Source organism: Cloacibacterium rupense (assembly GCF_014645495.1).
GTDB classification, from domain to species: Bacteria; Bacteroidota; Bacteroidia; order Flavobacteriales; family Weeksellaceae; genus Cloacibacterium; species Cloacibacterium rupense.
Genome location: NZ_BMLV01000004.1, coordinates 1 through 19,793, shown reverse-complemented (window position 1 = coordinate 19,793; position 19,793 = coordinate 1). Strand labels below are relative to the sequence as shown.

Genomic DNA, 19,793 nt, shown 5'->3' with positions numbered 1-19,793 from the left:
TGATTTTAAGATTATTTAAAATTAATAGTCACTTTTTTTCCTGAATAACTCACCGATTTTGGTTGACCATCAGGAAGAATCAGATTGAAATTTCGTTTATCAATCATTCCTTTAAAATTTCCTTTTCGAGAATTTATTGTCAAGGTTTTTGATTTTTCGTTCCAATGGAAAGGGATTTCGGTATAATCTCCTTTTTCATAATTATAATTATCAAATTCATCTTCGTATAAAACAAAATCTGCATCAGCTCCAGGATAAATTTTCAATGTGAGATTGTCCCATTTTTTTTCGGTTGCGTACTGCACATCTGAACCAAACGGAATGATACTTCCTGCTTTCACATACAACGGAATACTTTGAAGATTAACGTTTTTTTGAATTTCCTGACCGCCATTAAATTTCTCATTTGTCCAGAAGTCAAACCAGTCTGAACCTGTTGGAAGATAAACTTTTACAGTTTTGTTTTGGGTAAAATCTATATCGGAAAGTGAATTTTCTTTTTTACTAGCGTCAGTTTTGTCCCAACCTTCATTTTCATCGGTTTTTACAATTTTTTCTGGAGTATATTGAGGATTGAGAATCGGAACCACTAAGAATGATTTCCCGAAAAGGTATTCATTATTGACATCCCAAGTTTTTTTGTCTGATGAAAAATCCATCGAAAGTGCTCTCAAAAAACTCGAATTATTTTTAGAAACATCCCAAGAAGTAGAATAAATGTAAGGCAACATACTGTAACGCAATTTGATGAATTTCTCTATCGCATCATAAACCACATCACCTTTATTCCCAAATTGGTAAATTTCCCTTGGCACATCCGTTCCGTGCGAACGCATCATTGGTGTGAAAGTTCCGTATTGCAACCATCGAACGTACAATTCTTGGAACATCGGATTTTTGGCACCACCATTTCTTTTATAAACGCCAGCAAAGAAACCGCCGATATCTGAATTAAAATTTGGGTTACCAGTTAAACTAAAATTCAAACCAGCAGGAATTTGATTTCGTAAAGATTCCCAAGAAGAATTAACGTCTCCCGACCACGTGTTGGCTGCATACCTCTGTTGACCAGCAAAAGCAGACCTTGTAAGAATAAAAACTCTTTTATCATTGGTAGTTTCGCGCTGATGGTCATAAACCCCGCCAACCGTCATTAATGGATACGCATTTCTCACTTTTCTGAAAGAACCAAGGTAGGTTTTGGTATCTAAATCTTTTGGTTTTTGGCTGAGATGGTCTGGTTCTGTAGAATCCATCCACCAAGAATCTATGCCAAGGCTAAAAACACCTTTACTCAAATATTTCCAATAAATATTTCTCGCTTCGGGATTGTAGGCATCATAAACACGCACGCCTGAAGGATAATTCATATCAGGAGGCCAAACTTCTCTACCTGATTCTGGCCAGGTATTGATATTGAATAGCATTCCTTTTTTATCCATTTCACGATATTGATTGGTCATTGGTCCGAAAGAAGACCAAATAGAAACGGAAAGATGTGCATTCATATCGTGAATATTCTGAATCATTTTTTTGGCATCGGGAAAATCTGGACTGATAAAATCCATTGCATTCCACTGATAATTATTTCCCCAATATTGCCAATCCTGAATAATTCCGTCTAAAGGAACTTGTAAATCACGGTATTTTTTAACGACATCTACCAATTCATCTTGACTTTTATAGCGTTCTTTGCTTTGCCAAAAACCATAAGTCCACAACGGAATCATCGGTACTTTTCCTGTCAAATTTCGCATTCCGGTTACCACACCATCTGCATTTTTTCCGTAGATAAAATAATAATCTACAATATCTCCTACTTCAGAAGAAAAAGATGTTTTCTGCGGCGTGTCTGTAAATTGTGTAGGAGAATAATTATCCCAAAAAATACCATAACCTTTCACAGACTGAAAAAAAGGTACAAAATCCCAAGTGTTATTTTGAATCATTTTAACATCTGTATTTCGCTGAGACATTTTTCCGTTTTGTAGAATTCCTAAACCATAAATTGGCTCGTCTTTTTCCAACTGAAAAGATTGTGAAACAGAATAGGTTTGATTTCCGGCATCATTAAAAGGTTGGAAATTGCTTCCAACTTCCTTCAACAATTCTTTTCCCGAGAATGATTTATAAGTAATCGTTCCATTTTTAGCGTCAATAAAAACATTTAAATCATTCGTTTTTAATGAAATAATATTCTTGCTTTCTGAAACCGAGAATTTGGATTTCTCTTCTTTTTTAATAACCGAAAGACTGTTTTTCTCAAATGATTTTCCTGAAGGATATTTAATAATTCTAATCGTATTTTCACCGTACAATTTCACTTCAACATTCAGATTATCCGTAGAAAATTTCAATCCTGAATCTGTCTTCTGATACGATTGCGCATAGATTTTTCCTGATACAATTACAATCGTTATAATAAGCGTTTTGATTTTTATTTTATTGAAATTCATTGTGTATGATTTTGAATTAGAAAGCTGACAGTCTGTTTAGCTCAATTTCTTATTTAAAAAGCAACTGTGCAAACTGATACAAATTATTTCTCCAAACTGGCCAAGTATGACCACCAGGATATTCAGAATAAGAGTATTTAATGCCTAATTCGTCTAATTTTTTGATCATAATTTGACAGTTTTTGTAAGCAATATCTTCTTTTCCGCCCATTGAAATCCAAAAATTTTTGATATTTGAATTAAATTTAGATGGGTTTTCGTTTAGAATTTTATACTCATTATCTGCTACATTTTGTAACAAAGGAAGCATCCATCCGGAACTGAAAACGCCCAAAGAAGAGAACATTTCAGAATTATGCACTCCTGTGTAAAGGGTGTAAATTCCGCCCATTGAAAGCCCTGCCAAAGCTCTGTTTGCAGCATCTTTTTTCACTCTGAACTGGTTTTCTGTAAAAGGAATTACAGATTCTTTCAATTCTTTTTCGAACATTTGAAGATTTCTAGCTCCGAAACTTCCTAAACCAGCTGGCCCTATATTAGCATCTGGCATCACAATCACCATTGGTTTTGCCTTACCATCTGCAATTAAATTATCTAAGATTAAATTGGTTTTTCCTTGGGTAGCCCAACCACTTTCGTCTTCGCCGCCACCGTGCAAAATGTATAAAACAGGATAAGATTCACTCAAATTTTTGTCGTAACTGGGTGGTGTATAGATGAAAACTCTTCGCCAAGAATTAGTCACTTTTGAGAAAAAATTCTGAATTCTAATATCACCGTGAGGTACATCTCTTAGAGCATAATATTCATCTCCCGAAAACGGAACTTCAACTCCACTGGCATATCTTCCCATTCCATAAAAAGTTTTGCTAGAAGGGTCTGCAACTGGTACATTATCAATCAATAAAGAGTAATAATGAAATCCTTCGCTCAAGGAATCTGTAGTGGCAGTCCAAACGCCATCTAATTCTTTTTTAAGGTCATATTTTTTGCCTAAATCTATCTGAACTCTTTGTGCTTCAGGTGCTTTTACTCTAAAAATAGCTTTTCCATTAGATAAAATCTGAGGAAATTGAGCATTTCTGATATTAGATTCTGCTGGCGTTCCGTAAACAGTAAAATCTGAAAAAGTAGTTTTATCAACAGGTTTAAAAATCAACTGAGAGAAAATATACAAATCGTTTTTCCAAACTTTGAAATCGTGACCACCTGGTTCTATGTAGAAAATATGTGGGATTTTATTTTGATTAAGATAATCGCTAGTTCTTTTGCTAAAAGACATCAATCCATCTGCATCACCACAAGAAATCCAAAGAAGTTTTAAATCAAGAGCTTTTTTAGGATTAGGAAGCAATTGCTGAGGTTCTTTGGTATTGGGTGCTGAAGAAAAACCACCTACCCAAGCAAATTTATCGATGTTTCCTAGTCCGAAATTAAGGGTTTGTCCGCCTCCCATAGACAATCCTGCAATGGCGCGGTTTTCTCTATCTTTTTTTACAGGAAATTTCTTTTCTACAAAAGGAATCAGGTCATTTAATAAATCTTTTTCGAAGGTTGCGAAAGCTTCTACTTTATCTTTCGCCATAATATTACCAGTAGCTCTATCATCTTTCATGGCTCTACCATTCGGTAAAACGACAATCATAGGAGCTATTTTTCCTTCGGAATAGAGATTATCTAAAATAATTTGAGGTGTTCCGTTTTTGTACCACTCTTTTTCATCACCACCAATCCCGTGAAGAAGATATAAAACAGGATATTTTTTACTTTTATTAAATCCTGGAGGTGTATAAATCAAAGCTTTTCTTACCGTTCCTACCGTTTTAGAAGGATATTGAATGCTATCAATTTTACCATGAGGAATCTCCTTTTTAAGAACATCAAAACCTTGTGGAGCTTGTTTTTGAAAATTCTGCGCAGAAGCTAAAATTCCTACACAAGAAAAAGCTAAAGCTAAAAGAAATAAATTTTTCATAATTTTTTATTTGTATTTTTTACACTTATTGTTTAGGATAAAAAAAATATTATTTTCTAAAATTTAAAGAATTAATCTTCTACATCAATTCTTTTATAATCGAAAAAATCGACATCTATATAACCACCCAAATTCTTAGTAGCATAGTTGAATATTGCAAATTTAGATCCCATAAAAAATCTTCTATAATCGAAAATCATTTTGTAATCTTTCGCCATTTCCGTCCAGTTTTTTTGGTCTGTACTGTAAGAGAAACTAGCCAAATCTTTACCCAAGTTAAAATCTGCTTCTATGCGAAGAAAAACTTTATCAGCACTCAAAAGAATGCGTTTTTTTTCTTCTTTTTTCACCTCAGTAATGGTTTTGGTTTTATTATCTAAACTCACCGAATTTGTAGAAAAAACAATGTACTTTTTCTTGCCTTCTTTCACCACAGACAAAACTCCAGAATCACCATTGAATGCACTGAAACCAGCAACATCACCATCTTTCATTCCTTTTAAATCTATAGCTACAACTCCTCTGGATTTAGGACCTTCCATTCTTTGAGTCAAAGTATTGGGAGCAGCATATAGATTATCTACTATTCTGCTGGTTTTTAATCTCATAAAACCTTTTCTTTCTGATAAAGACCAAGCATTTTTAACAGGATTGTGATTCCATTGCCATTGAATTTTGAGTTGGTCAGAAGAAAAATGATCACTTTCCACCAAATGATTTTTAGCTTTAAATGGCGGAAGCAAAACCTCAGCATGAAGTGGAACTTTACCATTTTCTCCTAAAACAGGCCAATCATTTTTCCATTTTACAGGCAACAAAATAGGAACACGACCTACTCCATTTCTATCTTGAAAAATCAAAGAATACCAATTGTTATTTTTATCATCAATTAAAGCACCTTGACCTACATACGGAAAATTTAGAAAATTATCTTCAATTAAAACCTTCTTTTCATAAGGCCCCGTTATTTTATCTGCTCTGTAAACTAGTTGTCTTCTCTTTCCTTTTTGAGGCCAAGAAATCATCATCAGATAATATTTACCGTCTTTTTTTATCACTTGATTTCCTTCTAAAAGACCTGTTTCTTCTGCATCTCGTTGAAAAATTTCTGTACCTTCCTGATTGCCGATAACATTTTTAAAATCTGAACTTAATTCAAAAACTTTATTAGAAGTATAGACATACACTCTATCATCTTCATCAAAAAACAAAGAAGCATCATGAAAATGTCTGGTTCTGGTAATCAGTTTCCAATTTCCTTTTTCAGGATTTTCTGTTACGTAGATGTATGATTTGAAAGGTTCATCATTAGGCGAAAAAAGCACATAATATTTCCCTTTGTGATAACGAATAGACGAAGCCCATTGTCCGCGACCATATACCGTTCCGTCTAATAAATCATATTTAGAATTGTCATTTAAAGTATCAAAAACATAACTCACCATTTCCCAATGCACCAAATCTTTAGAATGCATTATTGGAGCTCCTGGCATTAAATGCATAGTAGTACTGATGAGATAAAAATCATCTCCATTTCTGGTAATAGATAAATCTGGAACATCTGCCCAAATTATGGGATTGGTAAATTTTGTGGTAACGTTTTCTTTATTTACAGGTTTTATCTGGGCTGCACAATTTTGCAACCCAGTAAAACTTGTAAAAATGATACAAATAAATAGTACTGAAAAACACTTCATTTTAAAATTTCTTAAGGTTTAATATCATTAGATGATGTAGAATACAAACCAATAAGACTTCCTGTGAAACCGCCTGCTACATTGGTAGATAAAATATCCCCAGATACGGTTCCACCGATATTTTTATAATTTTTACCGTCTAGCGAATAGGCAAAAGTATATTCATCTCCTTTAGCAATTACTTGCAATTGAATTGCTGTGTAAGATGGTAATTTTTCGCTGGCAATAATGGTTGAGTTTCCTTTTTCGGTTCTCTCCAAAACAGCATAAAAATCTTTATCTTTTTTGGTAATTCCTAATACATAATTAAATCTTTCGCTTTGGTAGCAAGTAATTCCTGCCAAATCTTTTTCGGATTTTGGTTTATATTTCATTGTAACGGAAGCGTCAAACGACGAATGCTGTTGTCTATGGAATAATGCAGAAATTGGTGCTAATGCTTTAACATTGTTTTCAAAAGGGATTACTTTTGTCCCATCTTTTGACACGGAAACAAATTCTTCTCTTGGCCCTCTCATTGCAATCCATCTATAATCAAGATTCGGTTTGTTTAAAGGGTCTGAGAAAGTGAAATTTCCGTTCGGGAAGAATCCGTTTTGTCCAGTCTGATTGGTAACACCATTTGGCAGTTTCAATTTTGGTTTTAAAGGAACCAAACCGTTTTCAAAAACTGGGAATTCTCCACTCCAATCTACAGGCAGCATAAAAGTTTCTCTACCAGAATTCACACGATTTTTTTCGTTAGGACGAATTCCTAAAAATACACCGTAATATTTTCCGTCTGGAGTTTCTACCAAATCAGCATGACCAGTCCAATCCATTTTATTTTTTCGGTCTTTCGGAAAATAACGTTGCGTAAGAATAGGATTATTAGCTGCTGGAATAAATGGACCTTTCGGACTATTGCTCACAAAAACAACTTCGCTGTGCCAATCTCCAGTTCCACCTTCTGCACACATTAGATAATATTTTCCATTTTTCTTGTAAATATGTGGCCCTTCAATCCAAATTGGTTTTTGAGAAAGATCTACACCACCATTCACAATAATTTTATCAGAACCTGCTACTATTTGGTCTTTTTCTAAATCATAATCCCAAATTTTAATCACACGGTGACCATTATACAATTCAGTTCCTTTTGGCGGAGCATCGTTATGAACTACATACGCTTTCCCATCATCATCAAAGAAAAGTGAAGGGTCAATTCCGTCAAAATTAAGTTTTTGAACTTCACTCCAACCTTTCGCAGGATCTTTGGTTTTTACCACCATATTCCCGATTCCACCAGCAAACTGAGTGGTAATCATATAAAAAGTATCGTTATTTTTATTGTATTTAATATCCGGAGCATAAATCCCGTGAGAAACACCAGACTTTTCTACTAATAACTGAGAGGGTCTGTCTAAAACGTGACCAATTTGTTTCCAATTTACTAAGTCTTTAGAAGTAAAAATAGGCACACCTGGAAACATAGAAAACGAAGAATTCACCAAATAATAATCTTCTCCTTTTCTGGTAATACTAGGATCTGGATAACACCCCTGAAGAATAGGTGTGTAAAACTCGTCTGGTTTTAATGGATTTTCATTATAAATATTATCATTTCCTTTGTATGTAAAATTGGAAAAAACAGGCGCATCTTTTACATTTTTTGTAATTTTTTGTGAAGATGCGTAATTAAATGAAAGCAATGCAGACATCGTTAAAGCAACAGTTTTTGCTTTTAAAAAATTTGGTTTTTCTATTTTAAATTTCATTTTAAAAATATTTTATTTCTTAATTATTAAAGTATAAGTTTTACCAGCTTCTGTATCAAAATCATACAAAAATGTAGGTTTTAATATCACTTCATTCAGCTTAGCTTCAGCAGAAATGATAGGTTTCTTAATTTTTGGTATTTTAAAAAATGGATTAGGATTATCTCCTTTTGCATTTTTCAATTTTAATTTTCCGAGAAGTTCTACTTCATTAGGAACACGAATTCTACAATTTTCTCCTAAATTTGATGTAATGGTAATCTTTGTAATTTGATTATCTTTCCAAACTAAATTCACTTCAAAGCCACCATAAGTTCTTAATCCAGTAATTTTCCCTTTTTTCCATTCATCAGGAAGAGCTGGTAAAATATCGATGCTACCATTTTGCGTTTGAAGAAGCATTTCTATAATACCAGAAGTACAACCAAAATTACCATCAATTTGGAATGGTGGATGTGCATCAAACAAATTGGCATACGTGCCACCTTTTTCGCCCCAACCGTCTTTTTCTACCAAAGATAATTGGTCTTTAATTAATTTGTAAGCGTGATTTCCGTCTAATAATTTTGCCCAAAGATTGACTTTCCAGCCCATACTCCAACCAGTAGAAACGTCACCACGGTGAATTAGAACCGTTTTAGAAGCATCAAAAAGTTCTGGTGTAGTAATTGGATTAATTTGATTACTAGGAAACAAACCATACAAATGAGAAACGTGTCTGTGTTTATCATTCTGATTATCCCAATCTTCTATCCATTCTTGCAACTGACCATATTTACCAATTTGCATTGGCGGAAGACGGTCTATAATTTTCTCCCATTTTACGATTTTTTCTTGGTCTTGATTTAAAATTTTTGCAGCAAGAATAGTCTTAGTTAAAAGGTCAAAAACCAGTTGATTATCCATTGTATTTCCTGCTGCTAGAGCACTTCCTCGGTGGTCTTGCGGAATATTTTCGGGAGACATAGAAGGACTTACTACTAACCATTTATGAGTTGGCTCTTCTATTAAAAAATCTTCGTAAAAAATACTAGCAGATTTCAAAATAGGATAAATAGATTTCAAATAATTTTTATCTCCGTTATATAAATATTTTTCCCAAAGATGCTGGGAAAGCCAAGCTCCGCCCATAGGCCAAAGTCCTGCATTGGCAAAATCTACAACACCTGTAATTCTCCAAATATCTGTATTATGATGTGCTACCCAACCTCTGCTTTTGTACATTACTTTTGCAGTTTCAGCTCCTGTTTCGCTTAATTCTTTAACCATTTGAATTAAAGGTTGGTGCATTTCAGGGAGATTGGTTTTTTCGGCAGGCCAGTAATTCATCTCCGTGTTAATATTGATGGTGTATTTACTATCCCAAACTGGATTTATGCTACCGTTCCAAATTCCTTGCAAATTGGCAACTTGACCATCTGGTTGAGAAGAACTGATGAGAAGATAACGTCCAAATTGATAATAAAGACTAACCAAAGCCGGATCGTAAGATGTAGCAAAATTTTTAACTCTTTGGTCTGTTGGTAATTTTGCAGCTTCAGAAGTTCCTAAATCAAAATCCACTCTTTTGAAATATTTTTGATAAGTTTTGATATGATTTTCTAAGAGCGATTGATAAGTTTTTTTGGAGGCTTTAGCTAGAAAATTATTGGATTTTAAAGTCTCATTAGTATCGAGAGTTTTGTAATTTGTAAAATTGGTTGCCATAGAAACCAAAATAAGCGCTTCGTTTGCGTGGCTTACATTGATACCATTTTCTTTGACAGTTTTTATACCGCCGAAGGTAATAATATTGGCTGTGGCATTGTATTTTACTTGTCCTGAAACTCCTTCGTGTGAGCTAGAAATCCCCGTCATTTCTAAAGTATGATTATCTAAAGCTTTTGATATTTTTTGTAATTCTCCATCAAAATATGTGGTAAAAGATAGCTTGCCTTTTTGGCTAGCTGTAAGTCTTATTACAATTACTTGATCTGGTTCTGATGCGAATACTTCTCTTTTGTAAGTTACTCCATTTGCTGTAAATGTAGTAGTTGCAAGAGCTTTTTCGATATCTAATTCTCTGTAAAAGTTGGTAAAATTATTTGCATTTTCGAAATCAATATTAAGATTTCCTATGCTTTGAAATTTAGAACCGTGTAGTTTTTTTGCGGTAAGACCTCTATTGGCTAGATTTTCGGCTTTTTTATAATTTTTTTCAAAAATATAATAACGAACAGAGTCTAGCACTTTGGCACCATCTGGATTATCATTTCTGGAAGGACTACCTGACCAGAATGTGCTCTCATTAAGTTGAAGTTTTTCTTTAGAAGGATTACCAAAAATCATGGCTGCGATTCTGCCGTTTCCTATTGGCAGAGCTTCTACCCATTGTTTTGCAGGTTGGTTATACCATAATTTTAATCTTTTATCACTCTGCTGTGCAAAGCTAAGATTACAGAGTACAAAACTGAATAATAACTTTATAAAAGTATTCCTGAGCTTCATATGATTCCTTTGGGGTTTGTATTCTGTATTGATTTATTTTAAAAGAAGGCTCCACAGATTAACCTGTGAAGCCAATCTCCTAAAATATCTATTTTATGTGAAAGAAACTAATTTCATTTCTTATAATTATAGAGTTTATCATAGGAATTAAGAAAATTCTTCAATTAATATTTTTATTCTTATAAGATTTCTTAATGTATATTAAAATTCTATAATTTTCATTCCAATTTCTAGATTAGTATCCAGGGTTTTGGAATTTTGCTTTTTCTTCTGCAGTAATTTCCATTAAGTCTAATTGTCCTTGAGGAATTGGTCTTAAATAATGGAATGGCTGGATATTACGGGTGTACGTTTTAGCCGTATGATCACCATAACTAGCGCTTCCTATTTGATAAGATCCCGCATATTCAGCCCATTTCTGAGTTCTTACTAAATCATACCATCTGTAAAATTCTCCGTAATATTCACGCGATCTTTCTGCAAGAAGATAATCAACAGTAATTGTAGCTGGTGTAGCAGCAATCATAGCTGCACTATTGTCTTGAATTTTAGCAACATTACCATTGTTATCCCATCTCCATTTACCTGCTCTGGCTCTGATTACATTAATTAAGTCTCTAGCACTCATAGAACCTGTAGCCCCTTTTACAGCAGCTTCTGCAGCAATAAAGTAAAATTCTGAGAATTTTGCAACGTTAAAAGGACGAGTAAGACCTGCGTTTGGATATCCTAATCCATTTGGATCATCTGTACGATAAGTACCAATTTTCCATAATCCAGGATATACAATTCTACTAATTCCACTTGGAGTGATTACATAATCTGCTCTACCTGGCATCTCACCAGCACCGATATTACTTTTACCTGCTCCTGAAGGATAAGTAATACTTGAAAGCTGAGAATCATCATCTAAGAAAGATAATACTACATCATTTGGTTTAATTGGTAGATTATTAGCATTATAAAGTTCTGCATTTTTAAGACCAGCTTTGTCCCAGTTTCCTCTATATTTAGTTACAAATGTACCGTCATATCTAGAATCGAGAGTTTTATCAGCAAAAGTATTTTTTATAACTCCGATAGTAGGACACATACGAGTCCAAGGTCTTCCTAATGGTTGTGTAGCAGCACGCTGAACAGAACTTACTGCTGACCAAGTAGTGGCAGAAGAACTACTTCTAATATTGGTATAGTTCCAAGTTTGCATCCAAGCTGCAAAGTTATCAGGTGACCAACCAGAACCAAAACCTACAGGATCACTTTCGTTATAGTAAGCACTAGCTTGTGTGTGATCTGCATATAACATACACTCATTATTTCTATCATTAGAACCTACATTTACATCATAATAAGTTGGTTGAAGAGCATAAGGACCAGGATTGTTAATTCCTTCCATAGCAATGTCATAAGCTTTTTGGAAATACCATTGTGCTGTCTTGCCATCTAAATCAGTTCTAGGTGTATCTGGATAAGTAGGAATACCGTTTGGGTTTTGTAACCACCAACCATAAGTAAGATATGCTTTTGCTAAAAACAAACGTGCAACATTCTTGGTCACTCCACCAGTAACTCTAGGTGAGCTAGGAAGATTATCTATTGCTTTTAACAAATCAGGGAAAATAGCTTTAGTGTAAACTTCTGGTACTGTATTTCTTTTAGAGACAGTAGAAGCAGAGGTATTAAATGCTAAATCTCCTGAGCCTAAATCTAGTGGCACTCCACCATAAGTCTGTACCAATAGAAAATAATCAAATGCTCTAAAGAATCTTGCTTCTGAGATTAAAGATTCTGCAACCCCAACAGAAGCACCATTTTGAATAATTCCATTGGCAGTATTAATGTATGGAAATACGCTTCCCCAAACCATACTAGGAGGAAATGTAGTAGGAGTAAGATTCCCGTTTCCAGAAAAATCCATTTCTTTGAAGTTTCCATCTGCACTTTGAGCATATGTAGATTCATCTGTCCCGTTTACACAATTACTCATAAAATAACCATTCCCATATAACAAACGTAAATGTCTGTATAATGCAGTTACACCCTGCTTAACACCTTGCTCAGTATTAAAAGAACTCGGAGTATATATGTGTCTTGGCTCCTCTTCTAGAATCTCATTACAACTTGATAGAGATAAAGAAAGTAGTATGGCCCCTATAATAAATTTTTTATTAAATTTTATCATGACTTTAAATTTTTAGAAAGTTAAATTAATACCCATTAAGTAATTTCTTGTAGTTGGATTATTAGTACCAATAATCAACTGACGACCTTGGTAAGAGTTAACCGCTTGATTTTCATTACCACGTGAGTTTGGTTCTGGATCCATTCCTGTTTCTTTGTAATATGGAGAAAACATTACGAAAGGATTTTGAACTGTAAAATAAATCTTAGCTGCGCTTAATTTAAGATTATCTAGTAAATCTTTCTCAAAACTATACCCTAATGTAATTGTACGTACTTTAAGATAAGAAGCATCAAAATACCCAAGTGTGGAACCATATTTTGGGTTATCACCACTTTGAATTCCACCTGGTTTTGGATATCTAGCATCTGTATTATCTGGTGTCCAATAATCTACATCTACGTTATTACCTCTACCTGTTAATCTATTAAGATAACCTGCAGATCCGTAGATGGTACTAATTAATACTCCACCATTTTGGAAAGCACCAACTACACTTAAATCAAAATTTTTGTACGCTAAACGAGTATTGAAACCACCTTGCCATTTAGGATCAGTTTCTATAATTTGTCTATCAGCCGGTCCAATAGCTCTCTTTGGGCTACCATCTGCATTATATTCGCCGGTATAAAGCACTTTAATCATACCTACATTTCCTCCCGGTTCTAGGATATTTAAGTATGGATCACCTTGCTGCCATAATCCCATATATTGATAATCATAGATAGAATTCATACTATGTCCTACAAACCACTGGTTACCTTCATCTCTTAGCTGTCCAGAATTTAATGCTAAAATTTTATTTCTATTAGCATAAACGTTTACACCCGCTTCCCAAGTAAATCCGTCTTTGTTTTCGATAATTACTCCATTCAAAGTAAATTCTATACCTTTATTTTCTGATTTTCCTGCATTTACAACTACACTACTTACACCACTTGTAGATGGAAGGTTTTTAGATAATAAGATATCTTTTGTAGTGGTTTTATAAACCTCAACAGTACCAGTTAATCTATTATTAAAGAATCCAAAATCTACCCCATAGTTTTGTGTATTTGAGAATTCCCAACCGAGATTAGGGTTTGGTAACAAAGTTACATAATTACCTACTGCATAAGAATTATTACCATTATTACCAAAATTGTATGGTACTACTGATAATCTACCAAGTGTAGAATATGGAGTTACTGCTTGGTTAGATGTCTGACCAATACCTGCTCTCAATTTTAATAAATTAATAAATTTCAAATTATCCATAAATGATTCATTGGTAATGTTCCAACCTAATGAAACTGCAGGATAGGTATGCCATTTATTACCTGGCGCTAATCTAGATGAAGCATCTGAACGCACTGTAGCAGTAATCATATACTTATTGTCAAATGTGTACATTGCACGTCCCATCCAAGAAATAAGACCAGTTTTAAAATAATTCTGATTATTAGGATCAATAGTAATATCTGTTTGCGGAGCTTGACCTAAATTGTAAAATTGGAAAGAATCTGCTGGGATATTTTTTGCACTTATGTATGAGCTATTAAAAGTAGTTTGCTCAGAAGAATATAACGCAGTGGCATTAATTTTATGTTTTCCAAAAGTACGATCGTAGGTTAATAAATTTTCTAATACCCATTGGTATGTTTGATTATTACCAATGCCAGCAGATGAAGGAGCAGCATCATTAGTAGAAAACACACCTACACCTGTATAATTACCACTATTAGAAGTACGATAGGTTAAACCTACGTTAAGTTTGTATTTCAGTCCATTTAAAATACTTAATTCACCATAAAAATTGTTATATGAACTAAAAGCTCTAGTCTTATCTACATATTTATTTCCTAAATTCTCAATACCATTTCTAGTATAAATCCAAGTTTGGTCTATTGCACTATAAACTACTCTTTTAAAATTGCCATCTGCTGTATAAGGATCTATAATTGGTGAATATCCTAAAATAGGAGCTGCACTCATACCATTAGCATTAGTAGTGGCAAAGTTATTATTAGATGTAAATCCTACTTTAAATCTTTCTCCTAATTGTTGATCAACAGATGTTCTGAAAGACAATCTTTCATAACTTTGTAACGGAATTAAAGCATCTTGTTTAAAATACGCTAAACCTACGCTATAGTTACCTCCTTGGCTACCACCAGTTAAACCGACATCATGACTTGTCATCATCGCTGGTTTGTAATATAATTTTTGCCAATTGGTATTTATATTATCAAATTCATCTGTACCATTTGTATATTGGTTGGCTGCTTTACGCAATGCCACGAATTGAGGCCCATCCATCAATGGATATTCAGAAAATAATGTCTGAATACCTGTAAATCCATTATAAGAAAGCTTAGCTTTTTGTCCTTTAGTTCCTCTATTTGTAGTTATTAAGATAACACCATTAGCTCCTCTAGAACCATAAATAGCAGTAGCAGAAGCATCTTTTAAGATATCTAAACTCTTAATATCATTCGGGCTAATATCACCAATAGAACCTGCAAATGGAATTCCATCTAGTACTACCAAAGGATCATTATCTCCTGATAGAGATCTAGCACCTCTAATACGTATTTGCAATGACGCCCCTGGTTTAGTAGATGTTCTACCAATATCAATACCAGCAGCACGCCCTTGTAATGCATCAGTAATGTTAGCAGCTGGCACTTCTTTCAAAGCCTTACCACTTACAGATGCCACAGAACCCGTTACAGCTTCTTTTTTCTGTTGGCCGTAACCAATCAAAACAACTTCTTCAATATTCTTCTGTTTCACAGTATCTTTTTTAGCCTGTGAGTACATAAAGCCTGAAGGTAATAAAGTCATTGCGAAAAATATCGCAGCTTTATTCTTTGTTAAAGCAAAGTTTCTCATAATTTACATTCATTAATGGGTAATAATTTCATTGATTATTTTAATTTGAATCTATTATAAATTAGATATACATATTTACAATAGCCTCAAACAATTCTTGTTTTCCGCTCTTAGCTTGTGGTTCTCCTACTTCGTGAGCGATTTTTCTTAAATCTTCTAATGTAAGTAAACCTTGTTCGAAAGCTTTTCCGTTTCCTGCATCAAAAGATGCATATCTTTCTGTTCTTAACTTTTTGTAATCTGATTTTTCTAAGATGTCTGCAGCTACCAATAGTCCTTTTGCAAATACATCCATACCAGATACGTGTGCGATAAATAAATCTTCTGGGTCAGTAGAATTTCTTCTGATTTTTGCATCAAAATTTACTCCACCAGTTCCTAGACCTCCACCTTGTAAAATAACTAGCCAAGCCTGAGCAAGGTCATAATAATCTATTGGGAATTGGTCTGTATCCCAACCATTTTGGTAATCTCCTCTGTTTGCATCTATACTTCCTAATAATCCTGCATCTACAGCGGCTTGTAATTCGTGTTCGAAAGTATGACCTGCTAATGTACCATGGTTAACTTCTAGATTTAATTTAAAATCTTTATCTAAACCGTAGTTTCTTAAAAATCCTATTACCGTTTCAGCATCATAATCATACTGATGTTTGGTTGGCTCCATAGGTTTTGGCTCTATTAAGAAAGTCCCTTTGAAACCTTGTTGACGAGCATAATCTCTTGCCATAGTAAGAAAACGTGCAAGATGTTCTTTTTCACGTTTCATATCGGTGTTTAGTAAGCTCATATAACCTTCTCTTCCTCCCCAGAATACGTAGTTTTCTCCACCTAGAGCTATGGTAGCATCAATTGCATTTTTAACCTGAGTACCAGCGCAAGCTAATACATCAAAATTAGGGTTGGTAGAAGCTCCGTTCATATATCTTTCGTGAGTGAAAACATTGGCAGTTCCCCAAAGTAGTTTAATACCAGATTCTGCTTGTTTTTCTTTTGCATATTCTACAGCAGCTTGTAGGTTACTTTCGTATTCTACCCAACTATTACCTGGTTCTACTAGATCTACATCATGAAAACAATAGTATTCAAAACCTATTTTATTCATAAATTCAAAACCAGCATCTAACTTATATTTTGCTCTAGAAACAGCATCACTACCAATATCCCAAGGATGGTGAATTGTAGCTCCTCCGAAAGGATCGCTACCATTTGCACATAGTGTATGCCACCATGCCATCGCAAAACGCAACCAATCTTTCATAGGTTTCCCCATAACTACTCTGTCTGCTTCATAATACCTAAATGCCAAAGGATTGGTACTTGCTTTTCCTTCAAATTTTATTTCCTCTACACTAGGAAAAAACTCTTTAGTTCCTTTTAAAACGTTCATAATTTTTTTAGATTTAATATATTATATTTTATTTTTTTGTTTAATTACAGAATAAGAAATCCCTTCCCCACTATATTTTTTGATAGCAGGCTAATTAAAATTTAACTTATTATAAATGGGGATTACATTAGTAGATTAAGACGACTTTTCCATCTCTCATAAGCTTCTAAATACTGTTCTTTTTTATCAAACTCTGGTTCTATAACCGCTATTTTTTCTAATGCCGAAAATGCTTCTTTAGAATCTGCATAAAAACCTACTCCCATACCTGCAGCTCTGGCAGCACCTGCAGCACCATCTGTATCATAAAGTTCTATTACAGCATTGCTAACACTGGATAATGTCTGGCGGAAAATAGAACTTAAAAACATATTGGCATCTCCTGCACGAATTACCTGAATGTCCATTCCCATATTTCTCATAATATCCATTCCGTATTCGTAAGAAAATACTATTCCTTCTTGAGCCGCACGTAATACGTCTCCTTTTGTATGTATATTAAAGTTAATGCCTTGGATAGAACAATTAACTTCTTTGTTTTCTAAAACTCTTTCGGCGCCATTTCCGAAAGGAATAATGCTTAATCCTTTAGAACCAATAGGAGAAAGCGATGCCAATTCATTCATATCACCATAAGAAGACAGTGAAGTGGCAAAATTATTTTTCAACCAAGAATTGAGAATTCCTGTACCATTGATGCAAAGCAAAACACCTAATCTTATTTGCTCTGGTGTATAATTTACGTGGGCAAAAGTGTTTACTCTAGAGCGTTTGTCATAATCTAAGGTATCTAGTACGCCGTAAACCACACCAGACGTACCTGCGGTAGAAGCAATCTCTCCTGGATTAAATACATTGAGAGAAAGTGCGTTATTAGGTTGATCTCCTGCTCTGTAAGAAATAGGGGTACCTTCTTTTAAACCTAGTTCGGCTGCTGCAGAAGCGGAAACAGTGGCTTGTATTCCAAATGTAGGTACAATTTCTGGAAAGAAACTTTTTGGGATGCCATAATAATCGATTACATCTTCTGAAATACAATTATTTTTAAAATCCCAGAAAATACCTTCTGATAAACCTTCTATGGTAATTCCTATTTCGCCAGACAATTTCATTGCAATATAATCACCTGGCAACATTATTTTATCTATCTTTTCGAAAATTTCTGGTTCATTTTCTTTTACCCAAGCTAGTTTAGAAGCGGTAAAATTTCCCGGAGAATTTAATAAGTGTGATAAACATTTTTCTTCACCAATTGTGGTAAAAGCTTTTTCGCCATAAGGAACTGCTCTGCTATCACACCAGATAATAGATGGTCTTAAAAGATTTTGATCTTTATCTACTAAAATAAGACCGTGCATTTGCCAAGTAATTCCTATTCCTTTTATATCCTCAGCATTTACTCCAGATTTTTGTAGTACAGATTCATTAGCAAGTTTTAGGTTGATCCACCACTCTAGTGGATTTTGTTCTGCCCAACCTGGTTGATCTGCTGTAATCTTCATTTCCTTTTTAGGCGAAAAATCAGATGCAATAATCTTTCCGCTTGATGCTTCTATCAAACAAACTTTAACTGAAGAACTTCCTATGTCATAACCTAACAAATACATAATATTCTTTAATTTATTTTAACAATTTTGTATTACTTTTTTTAAATAATTTACTATCAAACTTATAATATCTCGCAGCTCTGTGCGCTACGTTTGATTCTATTTCATCTAATGGAATGATATAATTAAATGAAGATATTTTTTTGTGAAAATTCTTTTTATCAATTTTCTTCTCACTTATTGCACTGTACAATTGATACAATTGCCTGATGGTGAATTTTTTTGGAAGAAGTTCAAAAACGATTGAGAAATCTGTTTCAATCCATCTTCTAATTTCTAGAAATGACTCATTAATAATTTTATTATGATCAAAAGGAAGCGATGGTATTTTATCAATAGGACACCAATCTACAGTTACATATTTTACACTATTAATTTTATGATCTATTTTGCAAAGAGATAAATAAGCTACTGTAACAATTCTGTCTATATTAGGCTTGTACTCTTTGCTCATCCATTTAATATCATCTGGGCTACTTGCACGTAAAGGATCTGCAAAACATTTAAATTGCTTAAGCACCATTTTTTTAATTCCAGTAAGTTCAAAAAGCACTCTCTGTGCTGCTACATCTACATCTTCGTTACTAAAAATTAAACTTCCAGGTAGTTTACTTTGCATCTCTTTTGGAACATCATCTAAACGTCTTTTTACTAGTAAAATATTAAGTTTATTATCATGATCAAAGCCAAAAACAACACAATCTACAGATAAATAAGTATGTATAAAATTAGGACTCATAATTAGTTAACATTAACGTAACACAACAAATATAAAAATCTAAATGAAATAAAAAAATATTTTTGACATGATGTACTGCATATCAATACTTTAGTTATCTACAGTCTATGATTAGTATTACTTAAATTTAATGATAAGCCCACCCCCAAAAAAACCTTTTTCAACTAAAAAACATTAAAATTTAGAGTTTATTTAAGAAAAATTAACATCAATGACATTGAATCCTTATCCCTAAAAAAATGATAAGTATAAATGTTTTTTTTACACTTTTTTTTGTATTTTTTTTCTAATTCTTCATATAATGGGAAAAAAAAGGCTTTATAGAGCTAATTTTTAGTTAAAATACACGATAAAAAACTCCCTTTTTTTGCGTCTAGAATCCAAAAATCATTACTAACACAAAAAAATAAAATAATGAATATGTTTATATGTCTAAAAAAATAAAAAAATTGAGATTTCATAAACAAAATTCAAAACAAAAAAACATGAAAAAAATGAGAAATAATAATAAAAACATTCCCATATCGAAAACTATACCTTAACTAATTGATTATTAAAAAAAATAAAACACCCCTTAAATTTAGACAATAAAAAAATGTACCTTTTTGATAAAAAACACAAAAGAATTA

At 33.5% G+C, this 19,793-nt stretch carries 10 protein-coding genes; all 10 read right to left on the bottom strand.

Annotated features, from left to right (window positions below; genetic code table 11):
• Positions 1 to 11: 11 nt before the first annotated feature.
• The gene (locus tag IEW40_RS09350; protein WP_188617834.1) at positions 12 to 2,456 is read right to left on the bottom strand and encodes a glycoside hydrolase family 31 protein; all 2,445 of its coding nucleotides are present in this window, start codon (positions 2,454 to 2,456) and stop codon (positions 12 to 14) included.
• A gap of 49 nt (positions 2,457 to 2,505) precedes the next feature.
• A complete protein-coding gene (locus IEW40_RS09345; protein WP_188617833.1) occupies positions 2,506 to 4,431 on the bottom strand; it encodes an alpha/beta hydrolase-fold protein in 1,926 nt (641 codons plus the stop codon).
• Between the two features lie 71 nt (positions 4,432 to 4,502).
• A complete protein-coding gene (locus IEW40_RS09340) occupies positions 4,503 to 6,074 on the bottom strand; it encodes a glycoside hydrolase family 43 protein (protein ID WP_229663421.1) in 1,572 nt (523 codons plus the stop codon).
• Positions 6,075 to 6,139: 65 nt separating this feature from the next.
• The gene (locus IEW40_RS09335; RefSeq protein WP_188617831.1) at positions 6,140 to 7,885 is read right to left on the bottom strand and encodes a glycoside hydrolase family 43 protein; all 1,746 of its coding nucleotides are present in this window, start codon (positions 7,883 to 7,885) and stop codon (positions 6,140 to 6,142) included.
• Positions 7,886 to 7,897: 12 nt separating this feature from the next.
• Positions 7,898 to 10,372 carry a glycoside hydrolase family 95 protein gene (locus tag IEW40_RS09330; protein WP_188617830.1) on the bottom strand — a complete coding sequence of 825 codons (2,475 nt, stop codon included), beginning with the start codon at positions 10,370 to 10,372 and terminating at the stop codon, positions 7,898 to 7,900.
• 235 nt (positions 10,373 to 10,607) lie between these two features.
• Complete coding sequence (locus tag IEW40_RS09325) at positions 10,608 to 12,554, bottom strand: RagB/SusD family nutrient uptake outer membrane protein (RefSeq protein WP_188617829.1); 1,947 nt, start codon at positions 12,552 to 12,554, stop codon at positions 10,608 to 10,610.
• 12 nt (positions 12,555 to 12,566) lie between these two features.
• Positions 12,567 to 15,428: a SusC/RagA family TonB-linked outer membrane protein gene (locus IEW40_RS09320; RefSeq protein WP_188617828.1), complete on the bottom strand. Its 2,862-nt coding sequence runs from the start codon at positions 15,426 to 15,428 to the stop codon at positions 12,567 to 12,569.
• A gap of 61 nt (positions 15,429 to 15,489) precedes the next feature.
• The gene (xylA, locus tag IEW40_RS09315; RefSeq protein WP_188617827.1) at positions 15,490 to 16,818 is read right to left on the bottom strand and encodes a xylose isomerase; all 1,329 of its coding nucleotides are present in this window, start codon (positions 16,816 to 16,818) and stop codon (positions 15,490 to 15,492) included.
• Between the two features lie 122 nt (positions 16,819 to 16,940).
• On the bottom strand, positions 16,941 to 18,425 hold the full coding sequence (locus IEW40_RS09310; protein WP_188617826.1) for a xylulokinase: 1,485 nt from the start codon (positions 18,423 to 18,425) through the stop codon (positions 16,941 to 16,943).
• Between the two features lie 13 nt (positions 18,426 to 18,438).
• Positions 18,439 to 19,164, bottom strand: coding sequence for an NUDIX hydrolase (locus tag IEW40_RS09305; RefSeq protein ID WP_188617825.1), 726 nt, complete (start codon positions 19,162 to 19,164; stop codon positions 18,439 to 18,441).
• Positions 19,165 to 19,793 lie beyond the last annotated feature (629 nt).

Bases quoted from the DNA above. Each gene is read 5' to 3' on its own strand.
- IEW40_RS09350 (WP_188617834.1), bottom strand. From the start codon at position 2,456: ATGAATTTCAATAAAATAAAAATCAAAACGCTTATTATAACGATTGTA.
- xylA (WP_188617827.1), bottom strand. From the start codon at position 16,818: ATGAACGTTTTAAAAGGAACTAAAGAGTTTTTTCCTAGTGTAGAGGAA.
- IEW40_RS09320 (WP_188617828.1), bottom strand. From the start codon at position 15,428: ATGAGAAACTTTGCTTTAACAAAGAATAAAGCTGCGATATTTTTCGCA.
- IEW40_RS09330 (WP_188617830.1), bottom strand. From the start codon at position 10,372: ATGAAGCTCAGGAATACTTTTATAAAGTTATTATTCAGTTTTGTACTC.
- IEW40_RS09305 (WP_188617825.1), bottom strand. From the start codon at position 19,164: ATGAGTCCTAATTTTATACATACTTATTTATCTGTAGATTGTGTTGTT.
- IEW40_RS09325 (WP_188617829.1), bottom strand. From the start codon at position 12,554: ATGATAAAATTTAATAAAAAATTTATTATAGGGGCCATACTACTTTCT.
- IEW40_RS09310 (WP_188617826.1), bottom strand. From the start codon at position 18,425: ATGTATTTGTTAGGTTATGACATAGGAAGTTCTTCAGTTAAAGTTTGT.
- IEW40_RS09345 (WP_188617833.1), bottom strand. From the start codon at position 4,431: ATGAAAAATTTATTTCTTTTAGCTTTAGCTTTTTCTTGTGTAGGAATT.
- IEW40_RS09335 (WP_188617831.1), bottom strand. From the start codon at position 7,885: ATGAAATTTAAAATAGAAAAACCAAATTTTTTAAAAGCAAAAACTGTT.